The 20,330-nt window shown below is 61.1% G+C and carries 16 protein-coding genes; 6 read left to right on the forward strand and 10 right to left on the reverse strand.

Translation table 11 applies throughout. The features are described 5' to 3' along the window. Nucleotides 1–382 precede the first annotated feature (382 nt). The gene (locus tag IQ782_RS05560; protein ID WP_194133631.1) at nt 383–1,405 is read right to left on the reverse strand and encodes a hypothetical protein; all 1,023 of its coding nucleotides are present in this window, start codon (nt 1,403–1,405) and stop codon (nt 383–385) included. A 4-nt stretch (nt 1,406–1,409) separates the two neighbouring features. Then, entirely contained in the window at nt 1,410–2,207 is a 798-nt protein-coding gene (locus IQ782_RS05565) for a hypothetical protein (protein WP_194133632.1), read from the reverse strand. Between the two features lie 616 nt (nt 2,208–2,823). Between IQ782_RS05565 and IQ782_RS05570 the strand changes: the two genes are divergently transcribed. Together IQ782_RS05570 and IQ782_RS05575 are read left to right on the forward strand one after the other, a co-directional pair. Then, entirely contained in the window at nt 2,824–3,144 is a 321-nt protein-coding gene (locus tag IQ782_RS05570; protein WP_194133633.1) for a DUF718 domain-containing protein, read from the forward strand. Nucleotides 3,145–3,255: 111 nt separating this feature from the next. Then, a complete protein-coding gene (locus tag IQ782_RS05575) occupies nt 3,256–3,603 on the forward strand; it encodes a PRC-barrel domain-containing protein (RefSeq protein ID WP_240989120.1) in 348 nt (115 codons plus the stop codon). A gap of 723 nt (nt 3,604–4,326) precedes the next feature. Here the strand turns inward: IQ782_RS05575 and IQ782_RS05580 are convergent. The 3 genes from IQ782_RS05580 to IQ782_RS05590 form a co-directional block, all read right to left on the reverse strand. After that, nucleotides 4,327–4,602 (reverse strand): hypothetical protein, encoded by a 276-nt coding sequence (locus IQ782_RS05580; protein ID WP_194133634.1) that lies wholly within the window; start codon nt 4,600–4,602, stop codon nt 4,327–4,329. A gap of 159 nt (nt 4,603–4,761) precedes the next feature. Continuing rightward, complete coding sequence (locus IQ782_RS29700; protein WP_240989121.1) at nt 4,762–5,403, reverse strand: VPLPA-CTERM sorting domain-containing protein; 642 nt, start codon at nt 5,401–5,403, stop codon at nt 4,762–4,764. Between the two features lie 580 nt (nt 5,404–5,983). Next, complete coding sequence (locus tag IQ782_RS05590; protein ID WP_194133635.1) at nt 5,984–6,184, reverse strand: hypothetical protein; 201 nt, start codon at nt 6,182–6,184, stop codon at nt 5,984–5,986. Nucleotides 6,185–6,479: 295 nt separating this feature from the next. On the opposite strand from IQ782_RS05590, the gene IQ782_RS05595 reads away from it, so the two are divergent. Both IQ782_RS05595 and IQ782_RS05600 read left to right on the forward strand, forming a co-directional pair. Then, nucleotides 6,480–7,373 carry a M15 family metallopeptidase gene (locus IQ782_RS05595; RefSeq protein ID WP_240989122.1) on the forward strand — a complete coding sequence of 298 codons (894 nt, stop codon included), beginning with the start codon at nt 6,480–6,482 and terminating at the stop codon, nt 7,371–7,373. Nucleotides 7,374–7,377: 4 nt separating this feature from the next. Further along, the gene (locus IQ782_RS05600) at nt 7,378–12,201 is read left to right on the forward strand and encodes a hypothetical protein (RefSeq protein ID WP_194133636.1); all 4,824 of its coding nucleotides are present in this window, start codon (nt 7,378–7,380) and stop codon (nt 12,199–12,201) included. Nucleotides 12,202–12,272: 71 nt separating this feature from the next. Here IQ782_RS05600 and IQ782_RS05605 read toward each other — a convergent pair whose 3' ends face one another. Together IQ782_RS05605 and IQ782_RS05610 are read right to left on the reverse strand one after the other, a co-directional pair. Continuing rightward, a complete protein-coding gene (locus IQ782_RS05605) occupies nt 12,273–13,229 on the reverse strand; it encodes a hypothetical protein (RefSeq protein WP_194133637.1) in 957 nt (318 codons plus the stop codon). Continuing rightward, the gene (locus tag IQ782_RS05610; protein ID WP_194133638.1) at nt 13,226–13,963 is read right to left on the reverse strand and encodes a hypothetical protein; all 738 of its coding nucleotides are present in this window, start codon (nt 13,961–13,963) and stop codon (nt 13,226–13,228) included. The genes IQ782_RS05605 and IQ782_RS05610 overlap by 4 nt, the downstream gene beginning before the upstream one ends. On the opposite strand from IQ782_RS05610, the gene IQ782_RS05615 reads away from it, so the two are divergent. Further along, nucleotides 13,929–15,032: a hypothetical protein gene (locus IQ782_RS05615; RefSeq protein ID WP_194133639.1), complete on the forward strand. Its 1,104-nt coding sequence runs from the start codon at nt 13,929–13,931 to the stop codon at nt 15,030–15,032. The genes IQ782_RS05610 and IQ782_RS05615 overlap by 35 nt on opposite strands. Nucleotides 15,033–15,034: 2 nt before the next feature. Here IQ782_RS05615 and IQ782_RS05620 read toward each other — a convergent pair whose 3' ends face one another. Both IQ782_RS05620 and IQ782_RS05625 read right to left on the reverse strand, forming a co-directional pair. Continuing rightward, the gene (locus tag IQ782_RS05620; RefSeq protein WP_240989123.1) at nt 15,035–15,565 is read right to left on the reverse strand and encodes a hypothetical protein; all 531 of its coding nucleotides are present in this window, start codon (nt 15,563–15,565) and stop codon (nt 15,035–15,037) included. 374 nt (nt 15,566–15,939) lie between these two features. Beyond that, complete coding sequence (locus IQ782_RS05625; RefSeq protein WP_194133640.1) at nt 15,940–17,424, reverse strand: class I SAM-dependent methyltransferase; 1,485 nt, start codon at nt 17,422–17,424, stop codon at nt 15,940–15,942. Between the two features lie 603 nt (nt 17,425–18,027). Between IQ782_RS05625 and IQ782_RS05630 the strand changes: the two genes are divergently transcribed. Further along, a complete protein-coding gene (locus IQ782_RS05630) occupies nt 18,028–19,770 on the forward strand; it encodes a calcium-binding protein (protein WP_194133641.1) in 1,743 nt (580 codons plus the stop codon). 134 nt (nt 19,771–19,904) lie between these two features. Here IQ782_RS05630 and IQ782_RS05635 read toward each other — a convergent pair whose 3' ends face one another. Further along, the gene (locus IQ782_RS05635; protein ID WP_194133642.1) at nt 19,905–20,330 is read right to left on the reverse strand and encodes a globin domain-containing protein; all 426 of its coding nucleotides are present in this window, start codon (nt 20,328–20,330) and stop codon (nt 19,905–19,907) included.

Consider the following 20,330-nt stretch of genomic DNA (forward strand, 5'->3'; position numbering starts at 1 on the left):
CGCGCCTGCCGCCATGTCCGCTTGCGGCCTGTCGAGCCAGGCACCGCGCACGGCGGCTCGCAGCCCATTGCTGCCTTTTCGAGCCGAACTACTCGCCTAGAGGAAGCGTACCTTGATCTGAGAATCATTAATCCAGTATTCTGTGTGGTGCTCTGGCGGGAGCATATGTCGCACAGCTCCGATGGGGCAACGCATGAGGCATGTTCCAAGCCGTCCGCGATGGGAGGGTGTAGGAAAAAAATACCGAGACGAGTGAACATGACCGGTTTCCTTCTCGCTTTGAACCAAAAAATTCGACCGGCGAGAGTTCATTCTTGAGCCCGAATGCCGATTTCGCTTACCCCGCTCCGAAAATAAGTAATCTGCTAGAAAGTCAAAATTCCTAAATTACATGCGCGTTCATGCTCGGTATTGATTCAAGGATCGAACGAGGATCTGACTCCAGAATGGCTCTCACAGGGGAGACAAACACACTAACCTCAGTGTCCGAGCTGTCGAAACGTAAATCATACGGCTGGCCAGAAAAAAGCTCGTGGTGGTCCGGCACGCCGCTCCCGGAAACTATAGATGCCGCACGCGATAGCGATTTCTTGAAGCCATAGCTGTCAGGAAAGTACTTCCTCAGAAATCCGCTTGATGAGACATTTTTTATATTACATCTTTTTCGCTGCCTCTTAAGCTTTTCAACTATTGATAGGTCGATATAGGCGACAATGGGAATGACGTGACTGTTGGGCCAAGATTTAACAAAAAATTCCCAAATCAAATTCTGTTCTGGAAGCTCGCTCCGATCAATAAGAAAGACTGCAAAGTGAACTTTAAAGTCCGATAGGCCATGGCGCGACGACTTGTAGTCATCCATCATTCTCCCGAACCTAGTTCCAAATCCCATTTCTGCAGTAGTGTTTTTTTCAGCTTCCCAGAAAAGCGATAAGAATTTCTGAGCAGAGACAAGGAGTGCCATTCTTTCAGAGTATAGGTGAATCTTACTGTTCACGTTTCTCCCTGCGGCATTAATTAATTGGTTAACCATAACTATTGCTGAAGAAGGATTTCTGAATATATTCCAGTCCTGTAAGATGTCTTCAATGTCATCATCTGTGATGTCTGAAAAATGGAAGTAACGATTGTTTTCAGTAGAAGTGATACACGAAATGCATCTTCTTGAGCCCACCCGATACATGTGGTTTGAGTCACTCTGCACGGAAGTTGGCCCAAGATCCTGATATATTGACAGTCCTGAGATTGGCTCAAACCTTGTTATCCTGCCTTCGGTGTCACTAATTTGGTGGTATACTTGAGCACATGAGTTTTCTTGGGATACTTTCTGAAAAAATGGTATAAGTAACGAGGGGATTAATCCGGATGGATTGTAAGATCCGATGCATCGATAAATATCTGTCATTGTCTTATATAATCCCATGATCTTTGTATATGCCGCGCACGATTGAGTTTAGGCAGCCAACCCAGTTATTCTGCTCACTTGTTGCGTCAATCTCGTATGTGTGAATTTTGTCTTTCATGTCCCAGCGTTCGGCGGCATCTTTGAAAATTAACTCCGTTTCCCATGGTTCCGGGATGACTATCGCCAGGCATGCGTCCCTTATTAAAATTTCGTGCTCGACCTGAATCTCTATTGATGTCGATCTTTCATCTCTTGAAGGAGAGTTGGGGCTTAGGCTGGCGCTCGGCGGGAAGTTCGCAAGCGCCTGAATCCCTTGAGCCTCAAATTCTATCAGAGGGAGATTTTCAATTTTTTCTGTCCCACCTCTTAGGTAATCCTTTGCATCGTTATAGAATCTGCCCGTTAATTTCCTAGCGAAAGTCATATCTCCAGGTAAGCGGAAATCTTCAATTCTCGCCTTTTTGTCGAAAAATCCCTTGTACAATCCAAGTGCAAAAGCTCCGGTGTCAAATGGATAGATCGCGCGAATTTTATCGATAAACTTAGGGTCGATGATGAAGCAAAATGGCCAGTGAAATTTGAGGCTTCTGTGAATTGCTTCCTGAGTTCGATATGCTGGCCGCCCATAGAAGAGATAGGTGAGGTTTTCGTTGAAAACGTCACATTGAGATGGCGAAATTACCTCACCTCGAGAAATATCTACGAAGTTGTACGCTGATGTTGTGTGTAGCAAGGGTAATGAAACTTTGTCTTCGGGAGAGCCCTCAACAAACTTCAGAATTCTATTTTGCGCATAGGTCACTAATTAAATATCCTCCTATAGATCGTCAAGCCGAAGCGTCCTGTTTACAAGGGAATATCCATGACGCACTATGAGGCGATAGTCAAAACTTTTCACGCTCATAGACTTAGACATAAGTGATTAAACTATCCATCTGTGACCTATATTAGCTTTCGTGGTCCAGCGAGGCGCTCACGCTGTCTATTTTGCCACAATTCATCTATGATCTACCCCAAGATCTCTGGTTTCCGCGCCCCGAGGAAAACTTTGGTTCATGCGAAAGCGACAGGCTTTGGTGCATTTGGGCGCGGCCGAGGCGTGTCTAGTTGCTTCCACGATTAGCTGCTCAGAGCACGGAGGTGTCGATTGACGTGGTCCGCCTGAATAGCAGCTTTCGGGACTATGCTCATCGGAGGCAGGCCCGATTCCTGCGCGTTCCCGCAGAGCGGAAGGAGTGCCGCGACCGGTAGTTTGCTGCGCTCGTTGCTGGCAAGGCGTAGCTAGTATCCGCCGCTGTGCTGAGCGTCGTCGCGGTTCCACCAGCTTGGCACTAGCCATCAACTACCAGATGCGCACCCGTTCTTCTTGATGGTACGATAGCAGTAAGCAGTCTTGCGTTTAGCTCAAGGAGGGAAAAATGCACGCAATGACAGTGGTTAAGTTCATGCCAAAGCTAGGCATGGAAGAAGAATTTGAGACAATCTACAAGAGTCTCTCACGGGAATTCGATGGCCTTAGGAGGATATCTCTCGTGAAGGGGACTGACGGCGGGTATTTTGGCGTTGGTGAATGGGACAGCTTCGATCATCTCGTGGCAGCCCGCCAAGCGATGCAGAATAATCTCGACCAATTCCGCCACACGTTGTCGAGCTTCTCGGAAGATTTGGGCGTCACGGACGCGATGTCGGGCAACGTTGCCTTCTGTTGGAGGTTCGATGGCCTCGTTGATGAACCGTAGTTCAGATGCTTCGGCGGAAAGGCGCTTGAGCCCCACGTCAGCCCCGACTGCTTCCGGAACACGGCCCGCTACCTGCTCGTTTCACTTGACACATCAGGAGGAGATGTAGCGATGCATGAGAACACAAGCATGATTTCATCCGACAAGGTCAATGGCACGGCGGTCTATTCGCACACCGGCGAGCAGATTGGCACGATCGACCACCTCACCATCGACAAGGCGACCGGTAAGGTGGCCTATGCCGTTATGGGATTCGGGGGGTTCCTGGGAATAGGTGAAGATCATCACCCGATCCCTTGGGGTAAGTTGAGCTATGATACCAGCCGGGGTGGGTACGTGACAGACATCACGTCGGAACAGTTGGAAGGTGCGCCGGATCGCGGAGACGATTGGTACCGCGACCGCGATTGGGAAGCGCGCACCCATGACTACTACGGTGTACCCAGCTACTGGGCCTAGTCTCCGCTAGCTTACCTAGAAACAATCGTGAAGCCCGGCCGTCCGGCCGGGCTTCACGATTGTTCGCAGCGAGAATTTTTAGTGACCCCCGAAGCGTGGGATGCTGATCGGGTGCAAGTTGTCCAGCGGTGTTTCCCAAGTTCGCGCTTCGTTTTGGTTTCGTCCGGCGTGTTCTGCCGGAGGTTTGGGAAGCCGATATCCAGTATTTTCAGTAACGTAGGCCGCTTGTTTCCTCGTTCACACCGAAGATGTCAGGAGTTAGAGCCTCTCATTACCCACCATCATGTCTGTGACTTTGAAGACTTCGGCGTCACGTGGGCGAGGAGATGCGAAGTGCGCTCTGCTGCGTTGATCCTCTGCAGTCCTCAGGATTGCCATTTCGTCGAGATGCCGGACCTTGAAACGGATCAGGTCGGAAAGCGTCATGCCGTAGAGATTGAGCGCGCAGAGTTCTGCCGCGCCTGGAGCTAAAGTCCACTCTGAATTCTTCGCCATTGTCTCACAATAAATGCAGTCGATGTCGACGACGTTCTAGGGGTTGATCGAGCGTTGTTCCAGAAGTCGCGGTCAGGACGTGATGCGCCTTTTCCCCCACCTAGGTTCAGGACGCGTTGATTTGGTTGGTAGAGCGTGAGTCAGCCCGTTTCGCCAGTTTCGCTCGGATAGGTCGTGCGACGCTGGCTTGCTCCTGCGCGATCCGATGCGCCTCGATGAAATCTGCCATCACCTGGACCGGCGGTCGTGCTTCGCCATGGCAAAATACGCCGAGGCTTTGCGAAGATTTTTATCGGACTGGCGTAGATCCTGGCTCAACCGCTCGAGCGCCTTCATCCTCTTGGCCAAGTGGCCAAGAATGTCCGCGCGTCGGCCGCTGTCGACCTCGGCCTTTTTGACCCGGTCGTTTCGCGTCTTCGCCTGACAGCCGATCATCGCGGCGATCGTCGTGATCGCTGGCGAGAGACAGCCGTGCGGGCCGGTGCCGTCGAGACCGATCCGCACCGCGCGCCCGCGGGCTTCAGGGAATTAACTTGTTCGTAGTCGTGCTCATGGTGATCCATCCTCCTCAAGAGCTGGAGCCGTTGGCAAACTTGGAGCGGTTCACATAGGGGCGTCACCGAATACCCCGGTGACGCCATTTCTTGAGACGAAGGCGTGAATTCAGGCCTTGCGGCGCCGGGCGAAGCCGAACGCACCCAGAGCCCCCATCAGGAGCAGGCCGCCGGCAGGCAGCGGCACGGGGCTCAGCTTGATCGAGTCGACATCGAAACCATCCACAGAGGCGGTCGTGTTATAGAGCCCACGGCTAAAATCAATCAGCCACAGGTAACTCCAGGGTCCGCCCGTGATGTTGACGGTCGTGGTCGGGGTGCTGTTTCCGCCATCGCCATTGTCGACGGTACCCATGAATTGCGCCTCAGCCCAATTAAGCGCCGAGGAGACAAAGACCTGCGCAGCCTCGTAATGGTTGGACGGGTTGGTGACCTCGAAAATCATCGCCGAGCCGGTAAAGGCCGGCGCGATTTCGAATGCCATCGCACCACCGAAATCGTTGCTGCTGTCCTTCGCGAGCCCCAGGGAATAGAAGTTCCCATCGGGATCACCCTGGTTGACATTGGCGGAGAGCAGGCGGTCGGCTGACGTCCCGCAAACCAGATCAGTATTGGTCAAGCCACCGAACGTGTTGACCACGCCGCCCTCACATTGCGCCCCTACGACCGACAACGTGGTCGAGGCCTGCGCGGATATGACCGAAGCGAGGAGCGCCGCTCCTGCGAGGCTCATTAGGTATTTAGGTTTCATGGTATTCCCTTGTTAAACAATTACTCGGCTAATCTCGCGGTGATCGAACCTCGCGCCCAAATGGCCGCAAAGTTGCGAGTCACCCCGAGGCAATTGTGGCTTCTTTTGGGCGAATTTGTCAACTTTGTCGGACTTGTCAGATTTCTCTAATTGAAAATATTCGTCACAATGGATTTAGAATTCAGGGTATTGTCGCGAATTTATCTGAATAGAGCTCGAATTCTCGCGGGCTGCGGCCCTCAGATTCCGCCGTACGGCGTCACCCCATGCCCCGGTTTCCGAGCCGACTGTCATCGATCTTGGTCCGGTGAACGGCCATCAATCCAGCCGAAAGGTCGTGGAGGCCAAGGTCATCGCCCAGAGTGATGACACGGGGGCAGGGCGGCGGTGCGCGTGGCTTTCCGCGCCGCCGCCTGCGCGGGGCGCCCTGCCGGTGCGTGCCTGCGCGGCATTCTGTGCAGGAACGACATGGCGGGCCGCGCTGGAGTGCGGGCCGCATGTACGCGCGCTTCAGCTTTGCGGCTGGCCTCCCGCCCGCTGTTGCCAGCCCTCTGGCCTGCGAGCCCGGGGGCAAAATCGGTCAGCGCCTGATGCGCATCGCCGCGATCCGCGCCGAGGTCGGGCGGTTGGCCCGCCTGATCACATAGACCAGGAGTCCGAAGACCGCGAAGAGCAGCCCGATGCCTGTCAGCCCATACCAGGGAGCCAAGAAGCAAAGGGCAATCAGCAATGCCAGGGACACCACGAAAGTTGTTACGAAGAGGAGGTCTGCCAGTTTCATTTTCTTGCATTCTTATTGCGCGCTGCGCCCTCTGCGATCGCATAGGAGACATCCCGCGATCGGTTGGGTGCCGTCCTCACCGGTAGTGGAGAACCACGGCAACGGCGAGGGCCGGGCGGCGCGTCAGCGCTGAATTGCCGATGGCTTGGCAAGGAAGGCGAGGCAAGATCCAGAGGGCAACTTCGCCGAGACCCGAAGCCGTGATCGCCGCCCCAGGCCCAGGTGTCGGGCCAATCGTCGCTTTCCGGATACGTAGAATCGGCCTAAGTTTCTCAAATTTCCAGAACTGCTTTTCATGTTGCTCGCCATCTTTTTGGCTATTCCGGGCCCATTATTCATGCTCCGCGCATTTCTAGTCCTCTGCATTGCCACGTGTTGCTGGCAGATCGCCGCCGCTCATGCGGAGGCTTGCAGCGCTATCGACTTCATGGCCATGCCACTGCCGCAAACCGGCCATCCGCCGGAAATTGAAGCGCTGCTGGCGGCATATCCCGACCTGCTGCTTTCTGCGGACGGCACCGCGATCTCGGTCGAGGGCTCATCCTGGCTGCCGCTCGGGACGCGCCGCGAAATCCGTGCGCAGCAGGCGCTGGTGGCCCCCACTCCGATGGACCAGTTCCTTCAGACCTATCCGCTTGGCACCGCGCCCGTGGCGATGCAGCAGCGAAAGGCGCCTTTCTTTGATCCCGGCCGGTTTCGCAACGGGAGGTTTTTCGCGCTGCTCTGGTTCACCTCCGAGGCGGTCGCGCGCGAAAGCCTCGTCCGCGTCGATTTTGCGGGTCTCTCGGAAGCCGCGGTCATGGTGACCGCGCGGCGCGGCGTCGCCTGTCAGCTGCGCGCGGCAGTCGCCCGGCTTGAAGGTCGGCCTTCAGAGGTCCTCACGGCGGCCTTCCATGCCCCCGGTGGCGGGTTCAATTGGCGCCGGATCGGCGGGACCGACCGTCTGAGCGCCCACAGTTACGGCATTGCGGTTGATCTCAACGCCGAGCTCGGTGGCTACTGGCGCTGGTCCGGTGCCGAGGAGGGGCAGGTCGGCGCTTACGACACCCGCATTCCGCTGCAAGTCGTCGACGCCTTCGAGACCTACGGTTTCATCTGGGGCGGCAAGTGGCACCATTTCGACGGCATGCATTTCGAATACCGTCCCGAGCTCATCCTGCACGCCCGCATCGCGGCAAATATGAGGTAACCGAATGCCCTTCCGCGCCCGCAAGAGCGTCATCTTCGGTCTGGCCCTGGCCCTGCTCGTCGGCGTCGGCGCTCGGGCGCAGGAGGTGCTCGGCCGATACACGGCGATGATCACCCCGGCCGATCAGGTCAACTCCAATGGCCAGCCGTTGTCCCAGCCAAGCCAGATCCTCGCGCAGGAGCGCGCGAATTTCCACCGGTTCGGGATCCGCCAGACAGAGGACACCGGCGACGCCTATTTCGGCGCGCGCGAGATGCGGGCGGAATTGCCCCGGCTCCTGTCGCGCGGGCAGATGGACAGCGCCGCCCGATCCATCGTGATGGCGGGCGGGCTGGTGACCGTCGAGATCCTGGGCCAAGGCGGCCGGCCCTACGCACTGCGGGTCAGCGGTGGCGCGATCGGAGCCGTCGCGCAACCACCGAGTGCCGCTCCCTTTCCCTCGGCGATCACCGGCCGCTGGACCTTCGGTCGTGTCACCGGCGTCAGCGGGGCTGTGGCTCAGGCAGGCGATCCCGTCGTACGCGTGGCGCTCGAGTGCATGCGTCCCGACGGCGGCGGCGCAGCCCTTGGGCCGCTGACGCTTCGGGTCGTGGCACCGGCGGCAGCGGCCCTGCCACCGGGACCGGTGACCTTTGCCGCGGTGGTGGACGGGGCGCTGCTCGGCTCGATCGCCATGACCGCCAGCGGCGGATCGTTGGCAGGACCCCTGCCGTCGGGCGCTCCTCTCGTCGCGGGGCTCAGGAACGGCAATCGCCTGGAACTGTCGATGGGCGCGACGCCGGTGGTGAGCGCCGGCCTGTCGGGCAGTTCGGCGGCGCTTTCCTTGCTGATGGACTTCTGCGCGACCCCCGTCGACGTCCCGCTCAGCGCCGCGCTGTCCGCCGTCCCCGAGCTGCCGCCCGTCGGGGATGCAGCGGCCGGCGGCACGGCGCTGGTGGCTCGTGCGGAGGCGCCGATCGAGCGCGGCGTCGTGGGCGAGGAGGCCATTGGCAGCCGACTTGGCCTCTGGCTTCTCGGCCAGCGCCCCTCACTGGTGCGCAACCGAAGCTTCGAACTGGCGTTTCCGCTGCCCGAGGGCTACCCGGAATACGAAAGGCCGCAACATCCCGGTCGCGTGACCATGGAAGAGGCCTACGCATACTCCGAACAGATTGAGCGCGGTCGGCGCGCCTATCTCGAGGATTTGGCGGCAAGGGCCGCGGCGGAGACCCTTCCGGACCGTGTTACCTTGACGATCCCGGCGCGGCTGACGCGGCCTGAACCGGGCAAGCCGACCCGGCTGGATTTGGAAGGTACGTCGAAAATTCTGACAAACTACGAGTTGCAAGCCTCCGTTCCGGCGGCGCTGCGGACGTTGCAGATGGACCTTGGCTCGACGATGGGACGGGTCTTCCTGCGCGAGAGCGCGCCGCTGCCCTTGCCTCTGCCCGAAGAAATCCGCGCGCTGGAGCCTCCGCTCGACCCGACCGGGCACCCAGGGTTCGAGCTGTTTCCGGTCAACGACATCTACCTGCGGGTCACGCTTGCCCTGTCGGATCCGCAAGTCCTGTTGCCGCGCGACGGAGAGCAGGCGCGTTGGAGCCAGGGACCCTCCGCAGAGATCGCCGCGCGGGTGCTTGAGGTGCGGCTGTTCCGCAGGCCGCGGACACGGCATGACGAGCCGCAGGCGCCGGAGACGCTGTTGGCGACCTGGCGGCGTGACACGGCGGCTGCGATGCCCGAGGCCGGGAACCTGGGCGCGCTTGACGTCTTCGCCGCGACCTATGCCGCAGGGGTCGAGGACGGGCGGCTCTTGAACCTGTCGGGCTGGCACTTCGACGCCTCTGGAGGCCCGCGCACGGTTGGCCAGATGGGGCTGAGCCCGGACGTCGCGGCGCAACAAGCCGACCTGCTGATCCGGGCGAATGCGGTGCTCGAGCGCACCCCGGAGCGAGAGTTCGCGCCTGACCTGCTGCTGCGTCTGCTGGAGCAGCTGGTCGACCCGATCTCGCGCGATGGCATGATCCCTCCGGGCTTTTTCGGAGAAGCCGCCGCGCTGAACGAGATCGCGCGGGCAAAAATTCTGCGCGACGCCGGACCCAAGCTCGCCGCGTACATCCGCGCCCGCGCGCCGGTGCTGCCGCTGCCCGTCCGCTCGCGCGGGATGGCGGAGCTGGGAGCGTATGATATCAGCGCGCAGGTGTTTGCCCTGGCCCTACGCGGCGGACAGCTTGCCTATCTTCCGACGCCTTCGCGCAATCGCAGTCTCGATGGCATGCTCGACGGCATAGGCGACGCACTGCCGGTTCCGCTCGACACCGCCGAGGCGCTTCTGACTCGGTTGGAGACGGATACCCTGCCCGGACGCAGCGTCCCGGTGGTTCTCGATATGCGTCTGGTTTCTGCGCGTGCCGTGCCGCAGACGATGGGGCCGATCACCCTGGACGAGCTGCAACGGGTCGTGCTCACCTGGCAGCCAGAGAGGCTTCGGATCACCGCCGATATTGCCGGCACGCAGGAGTTGCTGACGCGTGAATTCGATCCCGCCGCCTTCGGGGCAGGAGAGGGGGCAGCGGTGCCGGACGACGTCTATGAAACAACCGCCGAGACGATCCTCGGAGCCTGGGCGTCCCGCAACAGCACCGTGGAAGACCTTGCCAGCGACATCCTCGCGGACCGTGATTTCCGCGCCCGCATGGGGCAGGCGCCGCAGAGCGCCATCGAGGCCCGCGCGCGCGAGCAGGCCGAGCGTTTGATCGCATCGGCACCGGACACGTTCTGGATTGGCCTTTCGGTACAAATGGGCAGCTATGATGCGGCAGCTCAGCGCATTCCGATCACCAATGTTGCGATCTTTCCACTCCCCGGCCGCCTGGATGAAGGGATCAACGGGCTGCCTGGCCTGCATTTTCCGAGGCGCGCCGCCTTTGACCACCTGCCCGCCGCGCCCGCGGACTACGATCTGATTGCCGGGCTCGATGGCGGGCGCCATGCGCTTCTCTTTGCGCATGTCGCCATCGCCGAAGAGCAGGACCGCCGCGATTCTCTGGCCCTGGCGCGACCCGACCGGCTGCTGTTCCTGCGAGAGACCGGCAACGGGGACGTGACGGTCGCCTTGTCCAAATCGCTCGAAGCCGCGCCGCGGCTGGGGCTCGCGCCGCCCGCCGCCGCGAGCCCCGCGGGCGCGCCGGGCGTGAGGACGCCGGCACACCCTTCTGGCGCGGACGGTCTTGACGAGGCGGTGCCGGCGTCCTCGCGCCCGCTCCCAACTTTCACCGCGCCCGAGGTTTTGCGGCTGGATGCCGAGGGGCTCGATCTTCTGGCGCTGTCGCTGCAACCTGAACTTTACGACGCCCGCGCCTTCCGCAGGATGTTTATCGAGCGGGTCGCGCGCGAGCGCGCGGACCTCGCGGCAGGCCGCACGCCGCAATGGGGCCGGTTCTTCGCCAACCCGGAACTCGAGCTTTTGCCGTCCCTGATCGAGGACCTGCTTCCCGATTTCGCCGCATGGAGCCAGGCTCGCGCGGCGGCGCTGCCGCAGCGGCTGCGCCTGTCCGTCGGGCTTTCCGGACCCCACCCCGAGACCGGCTGCCGTGCGGCGTGGGCCTTGCCGCAGCCGACTGTGGCTGACCGGGCGGCGGTTGCGCAGGCCGCGGCGATGCTGCCGGGGGTGATGCCCGCGGCCCGCGTGTCTCCGGTATCGGACGCCACGAAGCCGGGCGGTCCCCCGCTGCACGTGGTGCTGGGCCGGCCGAGCCACCCGTCGGGCTCGGGCGGGACCTGGGCGTGCGACGTCGTCGACGTGCGCAAAACCTCCAGCGATTTGTCCGAGGCGCGCACCGGCCTACACGCCGGGGCCGCGCCCTATGTGGATGCGCTTGTGGCCGCGGAGGTGCCTTTGGTCGATCAGGTGACACCTTCGGGACCGCAGGCGATCGACTACCTTCTCACCGCCGAGGACATACGCCTCGAGAACCTGGCGCCGGGGGCGGGCGACCAGCCCGGATTGCGCGGGGTGCTCGTGATCCGCGCCAGCGTGTCGGCGGTCGAGACCTGGCAGTTTGACACGACCACGCGCAAGATTGTTCCCGCCGAGTCCTACGCCGAGGACGCCTGGCAAAGCCTGCTGCCATCGCGGGATACATCGGCGTTCGACATTCTGGGGTTGCGCCTCGGCGCCTCCCTTGCCGATGTCGAGACCACGGTGGCCGACCGCATGCCCGGCGCCTTGCGCCATGTCACGCCGCCCGCGGCGCAGGCGGGCATCTACGACCACGCGGAGGGCTTCAGCACGCCGGATGGCCGTGAGGTCATCCTGTCGATCTATGATCCCGGCGACGAGGCCAGACCCGCCGTTGCCCTCATGCGCTATCGCTACCTGCCGCCGGGGACCGCCACCGTGGAGGCGGTGCGCAAGGCGGTGACGGAGAAATACGGGCCACCGGACCGCGAGAGCGGCGACGCCATGGCCTGGGGCGTGCCATCGCAGGAACTCGATCCCGCCGAGGTCTGCGGCGGCCACAATACACTGCGCGGCAGCAATGCGCCGAGGCTGTCGGCAGAGAAGACGCGGGACGAGCTTCGCGCCGAGACGTCGGAGGGGAGCTACCAGCCGCCGGAATGGGGATACTACGGCTGGCCCGTTCCCTTGGGCGACGTCCCCGAGTATCAGCGCGCTCAGGCCGAGACCTACTGTGGACCGGTGGTTCTTGCCCGGATCCGCAGCGATGTCCACGAACCCGGATCGGTCGACCTGACGGTCTGGCTTCTGGACAAGCCGGAAGCCGAGCGCCGGGCCAAGGCGGCGGCAGGCACGGTGGTTGTGCCGGACCTCGACATGGACCTGTGACCGTGGTGAGGCGCGGCTTCCGGGATCGGCGCCAAGCGGGATAGGGGGCGGCGTGTGTCGCCTCGCGGAACCTACCGGCCCCGGGGCCAGAGCCGTCGAAAGAACCCCAACGCTCTTGCGTAGATTTCGCGGTTCATCGGAATGTTTTTGCCCAGTTCAATCATCAGTGAAAGGATGCCAAGGAGCGCAGCTGCCGCAAGGATGACCGGGCTGGTCAGGATGGTGTCCAGAATGTCGGGTCTGACGACGGATTTTTGGCTCACCCCATAATATCTGAGGTGCATTTCGAGGCTGGTTGTTTCGGAGATGGCCGACAGGATCAATCCCGGCTCGTCCTGATCGAAAGAAGGCGTGATGTGGCCAAACATGTTCGCCGGCCTGCTGCTCTTGCCCAACCCAAAGAACCTGGGGCTGGTCCAGACTTCCGCCGTTGCGCCGCGCGAGAATTCGCCTTGTCTGACCAGTTCCAATGTCGCTCGGAACCATGAAGCCGCGAAACTCGATTGTCGCGCTTCCCAGTGGCCGGAAAGAAGGTAGTCGTTTGACCCCGATCCGATGTCGCTGCCGAAGACAATGGCGCCGTTGATCGACAGGGCCGGGTGTCGGCTCCAGATGTGGCCTGGGACAATCAGCCTGTCGCCGCGTTTGAACTCCGGCTCGGCGCCCGACAGGACTTCGATGACCATGCTGCCGTCCAGCTTGTAGCGAAGCGCGATCGTGGCTCCGGACGGCCACGCAACGACACGCGGCCCTGCCTCGGTCTCTTCGAAAATCACCGCTGGGCAGAATGGACCATCGACAGCCTTGAGGTCCGGCAGAGCCCGGGCCCGACACAGGACGACCTCTTCGAGCTCCCAGTTGTTGACGTCGCCCCGCAGCGCGACCGTCGCCCCGAAGGTCCGCGCCTCGATCACAAACGTGCGGCCCCAGGAGCCGTGGACCATTGCGATGCAGAGGAGAACAATGATCGCGACCGCAAGGCAGAAAAGCACTGTCTCGGCGACGGTCTTGTCGGTTTTCTTGCTCACTGTCCGCGCTCGCCCGGAGATGCGAGCGTGATGACATCGCTGGATGAGCTGCCATTGTCGCGAACGCGAAATACGGTGAGCTGGAGCAGGTCCTCGGCGGGCAAATCGGGAAGGACGCAGAGCGTGTCATAGGCAGTCCGAGCCGGCACATCGACCGGAGTGCAGGCGATCGGGGGCTTGGCGTCGTCGCCGATGTAGACAAAGACACGGCTCGCACGAAAGGAATTGATCAACAGCTCGATCCCGGCTGCGGCGGGATCGTTCAGAAAGGCCACCGTGATGATGTCGGTCTGTCCAGAGGAGCAGGCGCCGAGCGAAATCCTGACGGCAAGACTGTCCTTGGAAACTTGCGACAGCTTTGCCGGGTGCTGCGTCTGGAACGGAACGTCGGCAATGGTTGGCCCCGACGTGGTGTCGGCAGGGACGATCCTGTAGGTATTGACGGCCTCGTACAGGCCATCCGCGGAGAGGACGCGCACGCAAATCTCTTCGCCGCGCCAATTTTCCGGAACATACGCCTTGAGATTCAATAGGCCCGAGTCCGGCTGGTGCACCTGGGCACCGGCGAACACCGCGCCTGATATCCGTGCGGCCTCGAGAAGTTCCTCGTTGAATGGCACGGCGCCATTCACCGCTTCGTTCGCAAGCACAATAATATTGCCCGCATCCACCGATTGTGCTGCAACTGGGGAGGCGAGAATGGCCAACATGAGGAATGCGATTGTGACGCGCATCATGAGTTTCGTGGCTGCGATGTTTATCGGAACCCTAGCCTACCCGACTCTCGCGGTTTCGCAAATGGTCAGTGTCCTGAACGGAGAGGGCGAGCACGGCTATGGTTTCATGTTCGCGCATAACGGGAATTGCTACGTGGCATTGCCGCGACACGTTGCCGGACCGGAGTATTTGCCAAGGATCAACCTGTCCACGGCGGCACCGGTCGTCTCGGGGACGGGCAGCGTACTTCGTCCGTTCTGGGAGGGCATCGACCTTGCATTGGCCGTCGCCTCCGAAGCGCTGCACCCGCAGTGCACGGCCAGCCTCGCAGACTTCAGCCCGTCGCGCTCGGCTCTGACGGCCGCCACCGCACAGCTCTTGCGATTGCAGCCAGATGGGTCTGAGGACCGTGTCCAGATCGTCATCGAGAATCGAGGATACCTGTCCTTCGTCGGACGTGTCGCCCCCGGCGAGCCGAGGGAAATCGCACAGGGAACCTCGGGAGCCTTTGCCTTTTCGCGCGGCGAGCCGATCGGCATGGCTCTGACATCGGATGACCCGACGCGCGCGACCTTCATGCGGGTCGAGGAGATCGGCATCAATCTGGAGCGCTATCTTTCGCAAAGCGGTGGGGCACCGCTTCAGCCGCCGAAAATCGACGCCGGACCCACGGCAGAGAGCCCGGAGGGACGGCTGCCGCTGGTGCTTGTGTCCTCCAGCGTTCCGGCGGTGAACCCGACGCTCGCGCCCGAAAACATGCTGGGCGACGGGATGTTCGTTTTCGAGCCCGCGCGGCGCATGATCTTCGATTTCCGGTTCGAGCCAGACGAGGCGAAGCCGCTGAAGCGGCTGCGCCTGACCGCCCCGGCGGGAGGCAGTTACGCGGTGCCGAAGAACGTGTTGATTCAAGCCTCCATCGACGTCGAGGGTGCCGGATTCAGCACCCTCTTTCGCACTCAGTTCAGCCCCGACGGTGTCCTCGACACAGGTGACGTCGCGCCGCGCTTCGTCCGTCGCCTCAGGGTGATCGTGCTGGATACCTGGGCAGACGGACAGGTGGCGATAGATCGCGTCTCGGCCTGGTAGCGTCAGTCGATGATGCGGATCGTGAAGGCGACGGGTTCGGTGACGTTATTTAGCGATGCGACTCCCGTGACCGACCCCGTGTCCGAGATCGTGGCCCGCGCGTTCATGCCGTAAGGGGTCAGGAAAATCCCGTCGCTATTGACCGTGACAAAGCAGTCGTTCGGCCGGTAGCTGGCCTCTCCAAAGCAGCGGTTCTTTTCATGGTACTCTCCGACGGGTATGCGCCAATAGCCAATGCCATCCGCGTCGAGCGTGCCATTCCAGTCCCGCATTCTGGTGACATATTGGGCGCTTTCGATATTTGCCCCGTCGAACCTGATGCTGAAGATCGGCTTTGTCTTGAGAAACGTCTCGAACGCGATGCGCTTCACGGTCGAAATGGGGGACAGAAGGCCATATTCCAGCGCCATGCGCTTCAAGTTCTCGTCGCCCGATTCCAGCATGATCTCCATCGCGGCGAGGCTCCGAGCCGGGTCTGGGTCGCTCAGAAGTTCTTGGTAAGGATTGAGATCGCTCATCCTTTTGTCGATCATTGCCGAGATCTGTTCCGGTGTCAGACTTTACGCTGATGCGTAGGTCGGCAAGGAGACTGCCAATGCCAGAATACAACGATAGATCAAATTCCCTCTCCCGTAATGGCGATATGACGCGAATAAAAAAATGGGTCAAATGTCCGTCGGTCGCTTCCGTGGTGCCGAAAGCTATCGAAAGGCTACGTCAATGAGGAACGTCAGAAAAGGGCTGCTTTCAAGGCGCGTGATAGGGAACTGGCCGGCCACCCGGCTGGCCCTGGCCGAGCGGAAGCTCGACCGGGGACAGCCTGGCGGTCAGGTTTTTCGGGTTTTTTCGCCTGGCAGTGCCTCAACCGTGTCGCGATGCGCCACCATCGTGACGGGGGCAGGGTGGGTCAGCCGGATGTGTTCATCTGGGCAAAGTACAGTGTGGTATCTCTGTAGCTGCCCACTGCGTGCACTTCGGATATCTCCGGGAGGTCTGCCATGAAACGCCACAAAGAGCTGGACTCGAAGGAAATCCCGGTGCGTTGCTCTGCCTCGCTATGGGCCGAGAACAGGATGCCCTTGCGCGCGACGCGGACCAGGTGGGTCGCCAAGGCGCGAGCCGCGTCGAGCGACGGCTGGTGGATCAGCACATCTATGCAGCTGCAATAGTCGTAGCTGGACCCGTCGATGCGATCGATTGTGCCGGCGATATAGGTCCAATCCGGGCGCTTGCCGCGGGCAATCTCCAGCGCCTTCTCAGACAGGTCGAGGCCCGTGTAGTTCTTGATGTCCATGAGGTGGTAGACCTCAAGATCGCCACAGCCGACATCCAGCAGGCTGTGATCTCCCATCATGGCCAGATAGGGACGCATGAGCGATTGCTTCCACATCAGAACCTCACCGCGCGATCCGAGCCCGGATCCAAGCTCGGGGAACATCTGGTAGCGGAAATCCCAGAAAATCTCGTTCAGGAATCCGGCGCGGCGTTGTTCGGTAAGAATGCTGCGGGCCGTGCCGATCTGCTGATCGATCCACGGCAGATTGCCGACCGCGACGGGCAGGCCGTGATTGTCGCTATGCGCGTGATAGTGCAGCGCGCTCACCGGCTGGGCTTCCAGGCGCGACAGTCGCGGCAAGCCCAGGTGCGTGGGAAGGTTTGCGCCATCGGGCAATGGCGAGATCTCGGCACCGGCTTCCAGCAGGGCGAGCCCCATGCCAACCTGATCGGCATTGTGAAGGTTGTTGGGCAACAGCTCGACCTGCTCAAGCACGAAGCGCGCATGCTTGGCCCAAAGCGGGGCGAGGGTCTGGGCCACGCTGGCGGGCATGACGTAGAGACCCCCGTTGAAGTTCACGTCTGAAGTCTGCGATCCGGGTTCCATTGTCACCGGGACGGGGCGCAGGTCATCGCCGAAACCGGCCCTGTGGAAGAGCTCACGAAGGGCGGGCAACGGGGGATGGGGCAGATCGACCGGTTTGGCGCGGAACTTGCCGTCTTCGACGAGCTTGGCGGGGTCATCCAGGAAGACGATATCGGCGTCGGACAGGATGACGAAATCTGCGTCCAGAAACTCTGGGCTTTCCAGTTGATTGATCTTGTTTGAGAACCTTGCCGCCCCGTCTCCGAAGGCGGGCACTTCTATCAAATGGGCCCCCAAGGCGCGAAATGCGTCCTGAAGATTTTCATTCACAGCGCCAGGCAGGTGGTGCACGAAGATCTTGCAGGTCGTCTCCAGAGCGCGCAGCGACAACAGCCAGTTCCAAGCTTGCATCCGGAATCTGGGCTCGTTGTCGATCAGACAGGAAATGTGGATCCGAGGCGCTTGCGCGCCCTCTTGCGACGGTGTCGATGCCGCGACGGGCTGCGACGTGGAGGAGCCATCTGATGCCATATGACGTATCTGCCTTTGGTGTTTTTGCTTTTCGCGGACGCTAGTCCAAGGGGTCTGCCGGGGCAAAGTGTTTTAGCCCGTTCTCTGTTGTCGGTTTGATGGCTGTTGCTCAGGGGCCTGAAGAGAGCCGCGTGCCTCGCAGACAGCGCCGTAGGTAGGGTGGGCTTTCGCGGCTTTGCTCCCCTGTCCGTCAAGAAACTTCAGGACGCCGACAGGAGGTCAGCTCAAACATGTAGGCTCTCCGGTGCTATGGAAACAATCGGCGCCGAAGATATGCACGTCGTTTTCGTGGCTTTTCTCGACTCGCGGTATGTGCTGAATATTACATATTAAGACTCGAATTTTTGCTGTGCCTCGGATCCACCTTTATGGGCGCGGAGCGCGAATTCCATGCAGGATATTTCGGAAACAGAACTGATCTTCGGCATCTCGGAACCATATCGCCCGGTACCAGGCGTGGCGATAACGCCAGGAAAAACCGAGGCCGAGACGCTCGTTCGGCTGGAGGGGTTCCAGGTCAGGACGAACCCACATGCATCGGGCGCGGCATATCTTGAAGCAACCGCAAGCGCGTCGCGGGTCAGTGGCATCTTCACGGGGCCGATGGGCCTATACGACCTGAAGCTGGGCTACATGGACGAGTCCGACGGCGTCTCGCGCATGGAAATTTTCGTCAACGGCACGCTGGTTGCCGCGTTCAACTGGTCAAAGTGGCCGAGCAGCGACACGGTGACCCGCACTGCGAAGACCGAGTATCTACTGGCGGGCCTGGCGCTTGCTCCGGGGGACGAGATCACCCTGCGGGGCGCGCGGGACGGCGGCGAGCCTTTGCGAACCGATTACCTTGTGCTGACGGACAGGCTGACCACGGTCACCGGCAGCAACGGTGCCGACCTGCTGAGAGGCAGCGCTGCCGACGAAAGGGTGCTGGGCCTGGGCGGCGCGGATCGGATCTTTGCCCTCGGTGGCGAGGACCTGATCTTCGCGGGGGCGGGCGACGATACGGTTCGGAGCGGAGAGGGGGATGACACGATTGTCGGCGGTGCCGGACGTGACGTGATCTACACCGGCGCTGGGCGAGACATGGTAGTACTCACCGACCTGGCCGCTTTTGACAAGCTCTATGATTTCGAGGTCGGGGTAGACAGCCTGCGGGTGCAGATCAAGGGAATCACGAGCGATGACCTTTATCTGCACAAATGGCGTCTCATGGCGCGGACCGATGTCGGCGACATGCGGCTCGCGATCATTCCCGATGCCTGTGCCAAGCAGGCCACGGTTGCCGATCTGCTGCAACCCGAGGTGCCTGCGGATGCCTCGACGCTGCATTCTCTCGTCTTCGGGGAGGAGGTGAAGAGCGAGATTTCCTTCGCTGAGGATACCGACTGGTTTCGCTTCGAGGCCGAGGCGGGAAAGTTCTACGCCTTTACCCTGGCCGGAGACCCCGAGGCCGCGGCGGCGCTCGGCATGCCGGCGATCGCGCTGCGAGCTGGCGATGGGACGGTGCTTGGCAGCAGCAACGACAGCGGCGTGCCGGTGGCGCAGTTGCCCTACCTTGCGAGCGCCTCAGGAACTTTCTTCGTCGAGGCCTCAGACCTCTACGGCGGCGGGATGGGCAGCTATACCCTATCAGTCGTGCTCGCCGAAGATCTCGACAGCATTCCGGGGGACGCAAGCACCCCGGCCGACCTCGGTGCGGGCGGCGAGCTTCAGAGCGACCTGGGGTATCCCGGCGACGTCGACTGGATCCGGGCCGAGCTGAAGGCCGGAAGCCTCTACCGCGCCGACCTCTACAGCGAGGCGGGGACCAATCCCTACCTTTCGCTGCTCGATGCTTCGGGCGAGGTGCTGGCCCGCGACTACGGGGGCCAATGGGCGACGCTCTATCATCGTGCCGCCACCGACATTGAGGTCTTTCTGCAAGTGACTGCCGATTTCGGTCATGAGGCGGGGACCGGGGTCGGCCCCTATCGCCTGACCCTGGCGCTGGCAGATGATATCGATCCCATCGCCGAGGACGCCACGACATCGACCACGCTCCTTCCGGGTGAGCCACTGCGCAGCGATATCGGGTATGCGGGCGATGAGGATTGGCTGCGGGTCGAGCTGAAGGGCGGACAGAGCTACCGTTTCGACTTGGTAGGTGTCGCTGATCGCGACGATCCGCTCGCCTATCCCGAGCTTGGTCTCTACGGCACCGATGGCATGCAGATCGCGGCTGCGCAGGGAGAGGCGGACGGCGCAGCGCAGCTGTGGTACACGCCCGAGACCGATGAACTGGTCTTCGCCGCGGTGCGCAGTGAATATTCCATTTTCACCGGCGACTACCTGCTCAGCGTCGCATGAAGGCTCTGCCTGCAAGCGCTCCAAGGCTTCACGGATGCCCCTTCGCGCGCGGCAACCGCCTCCGTGTCGCAGCGGCTTTGTATGAAATGCATGTTCTGTCCTGAACCTGATGCCGGCGCGGGGGCGGGTCGGATCTATCCCCCAGCTCTTGTGTTACGGGTGGCGGCAATCATGATCTCGGCAATGGCGGCGTAGGCCTTTGACCAGGCGGCCTCGCTCCTGGCATCGAAGCGGGTGCCGCAGATTTCGCGCAGGGTGTCCAGCAACGCTGCGCCGACGATCCCGAAATGCTCGGACCGCGCGCCAAAGTCCACATGACGGCGACCCAGTTCTTCCACCACCGGCACGATCAGCTCGATCCGGTCGACGGAGTCGACCACCGTCGCCAGTGTATCCATCAGCTTGCGCCCCTGAACCTGCGGGCCTTCGCGAAAGAGGGGTCGCAGGGATGGCGCCCTGCGAAACAATATCTGGTAGAACAGCGCTCCAGCCTGCTCGCGGTTCGCGGCCATCAGGATCCAACTGCTGCGAATGGCCGCGATTTCCTCATTGGTGAACAT

It is taken from the genome of Salipiger mangrovisoli, from assembly GCF_015223355.1.
Classification (GTDB): domain Bacteria; phylum Pseudomonadota; class Alphaproteobacteria; order Rhodobacterales; family Rhodobacteraceae; genus Salipiger; species Salipiger mangrovisoli.

Excerpts from the sequence above, each read along its gene's own strand:
- IQ782_RS05595 (WP_240989122.1), top strand. The coding sequence starts at position 6,480 with ATGTTGCTCGCCATCTTTTTGGCTATTCCGGGCCCATTATTCATGCTC.
- IQ782_RS05615 (WP_194133639.1), top strand. The coding sequence starts at position 13,929 with ATGGCCAACATGAGGAATGCGATTGTGACGCGCATCATGAGTTTCGTG.
- IQ782_RS05630 (WP_194133641.1), top strand. The coding sequence starts at position 18,028 with ATGGGCCTATACGACCTGAAGCTGGGCTACATGGACGAGTCCGACGGC.
- IQ782_RS05590 (WP_194133635.1), bottom strand. The coding sequence starts at position 6,184 with ATGAAACTGGCAGACCTCCTCTTCGTAACAACTTTCGTGGTGTCCCTG.
- IQ782_RS05570 (WP_194133633.1), top strand. The coding sequence starts at position 2,824 with ATGCACGCAATGACAGTGGTTAAGTTCATGCCAAAGCTAGGCATGGAA.
- IQ782_RS05625 (WP_194133640.1), bottom strand. The coding sequence starts at position 17,424 with ATGGCATCAGATGGCTCCTCCACGTCGCAGCCCGTCGCGGCATCGACA.
- IQ782_RS05610 (WP_194133638.1), bottom strand. The coding sequence starts at position 13,963 with ATGCGCGTCACAATCGCATTCCTCATGTTGGCCATTCTCGCCTCCCCA.
- IQ782_RS05600 (WP_194133636.1), top strand. The coding sequence starts at position 7,378 with ATGCCCTTCCGCGCCCGCAAGAGCGTCATCTTCGGTCTGGCCCTGGCC.
- IQ782_RS05575 (WP_240989120.1), top strand. The coding sequence starts at position 3,256 with ATGCATGAGAACACAAGCATGATTTCATCCGACAAGGTCAATGGCACG.
- IQ782_RS05635 (WP_194133642.1), bottom strand. The coding sequence starts at position 20,330 with ATGTTCACCAATGAGGAAATCGCGGCCATTCGCAGCAGTTGGATCCTG.
- IQ782_RS29700 (WP_240989121.1), bottom strand. The coding sequence starts at position 5,403 with ATGAAACCTAAATACCTAATGAGCCTCGCAGGAGCGGCGCTCCTCGCT.
- IQ782_RS05620 (WP_240989123.1), bottom strand. The coding sequence starts at position 15,565 with ATGATCGACAAAAGGATGAGCGATCTCAATCCTTACCAAGAACTTCTG.
- IQ782_RS05560 (WP_194133631.1), bottom strand. The coding sequence starts at position 1,405 with ATGACAGATATTTATCGATGCATCGGATCTTACAATCCATCCGGATTA.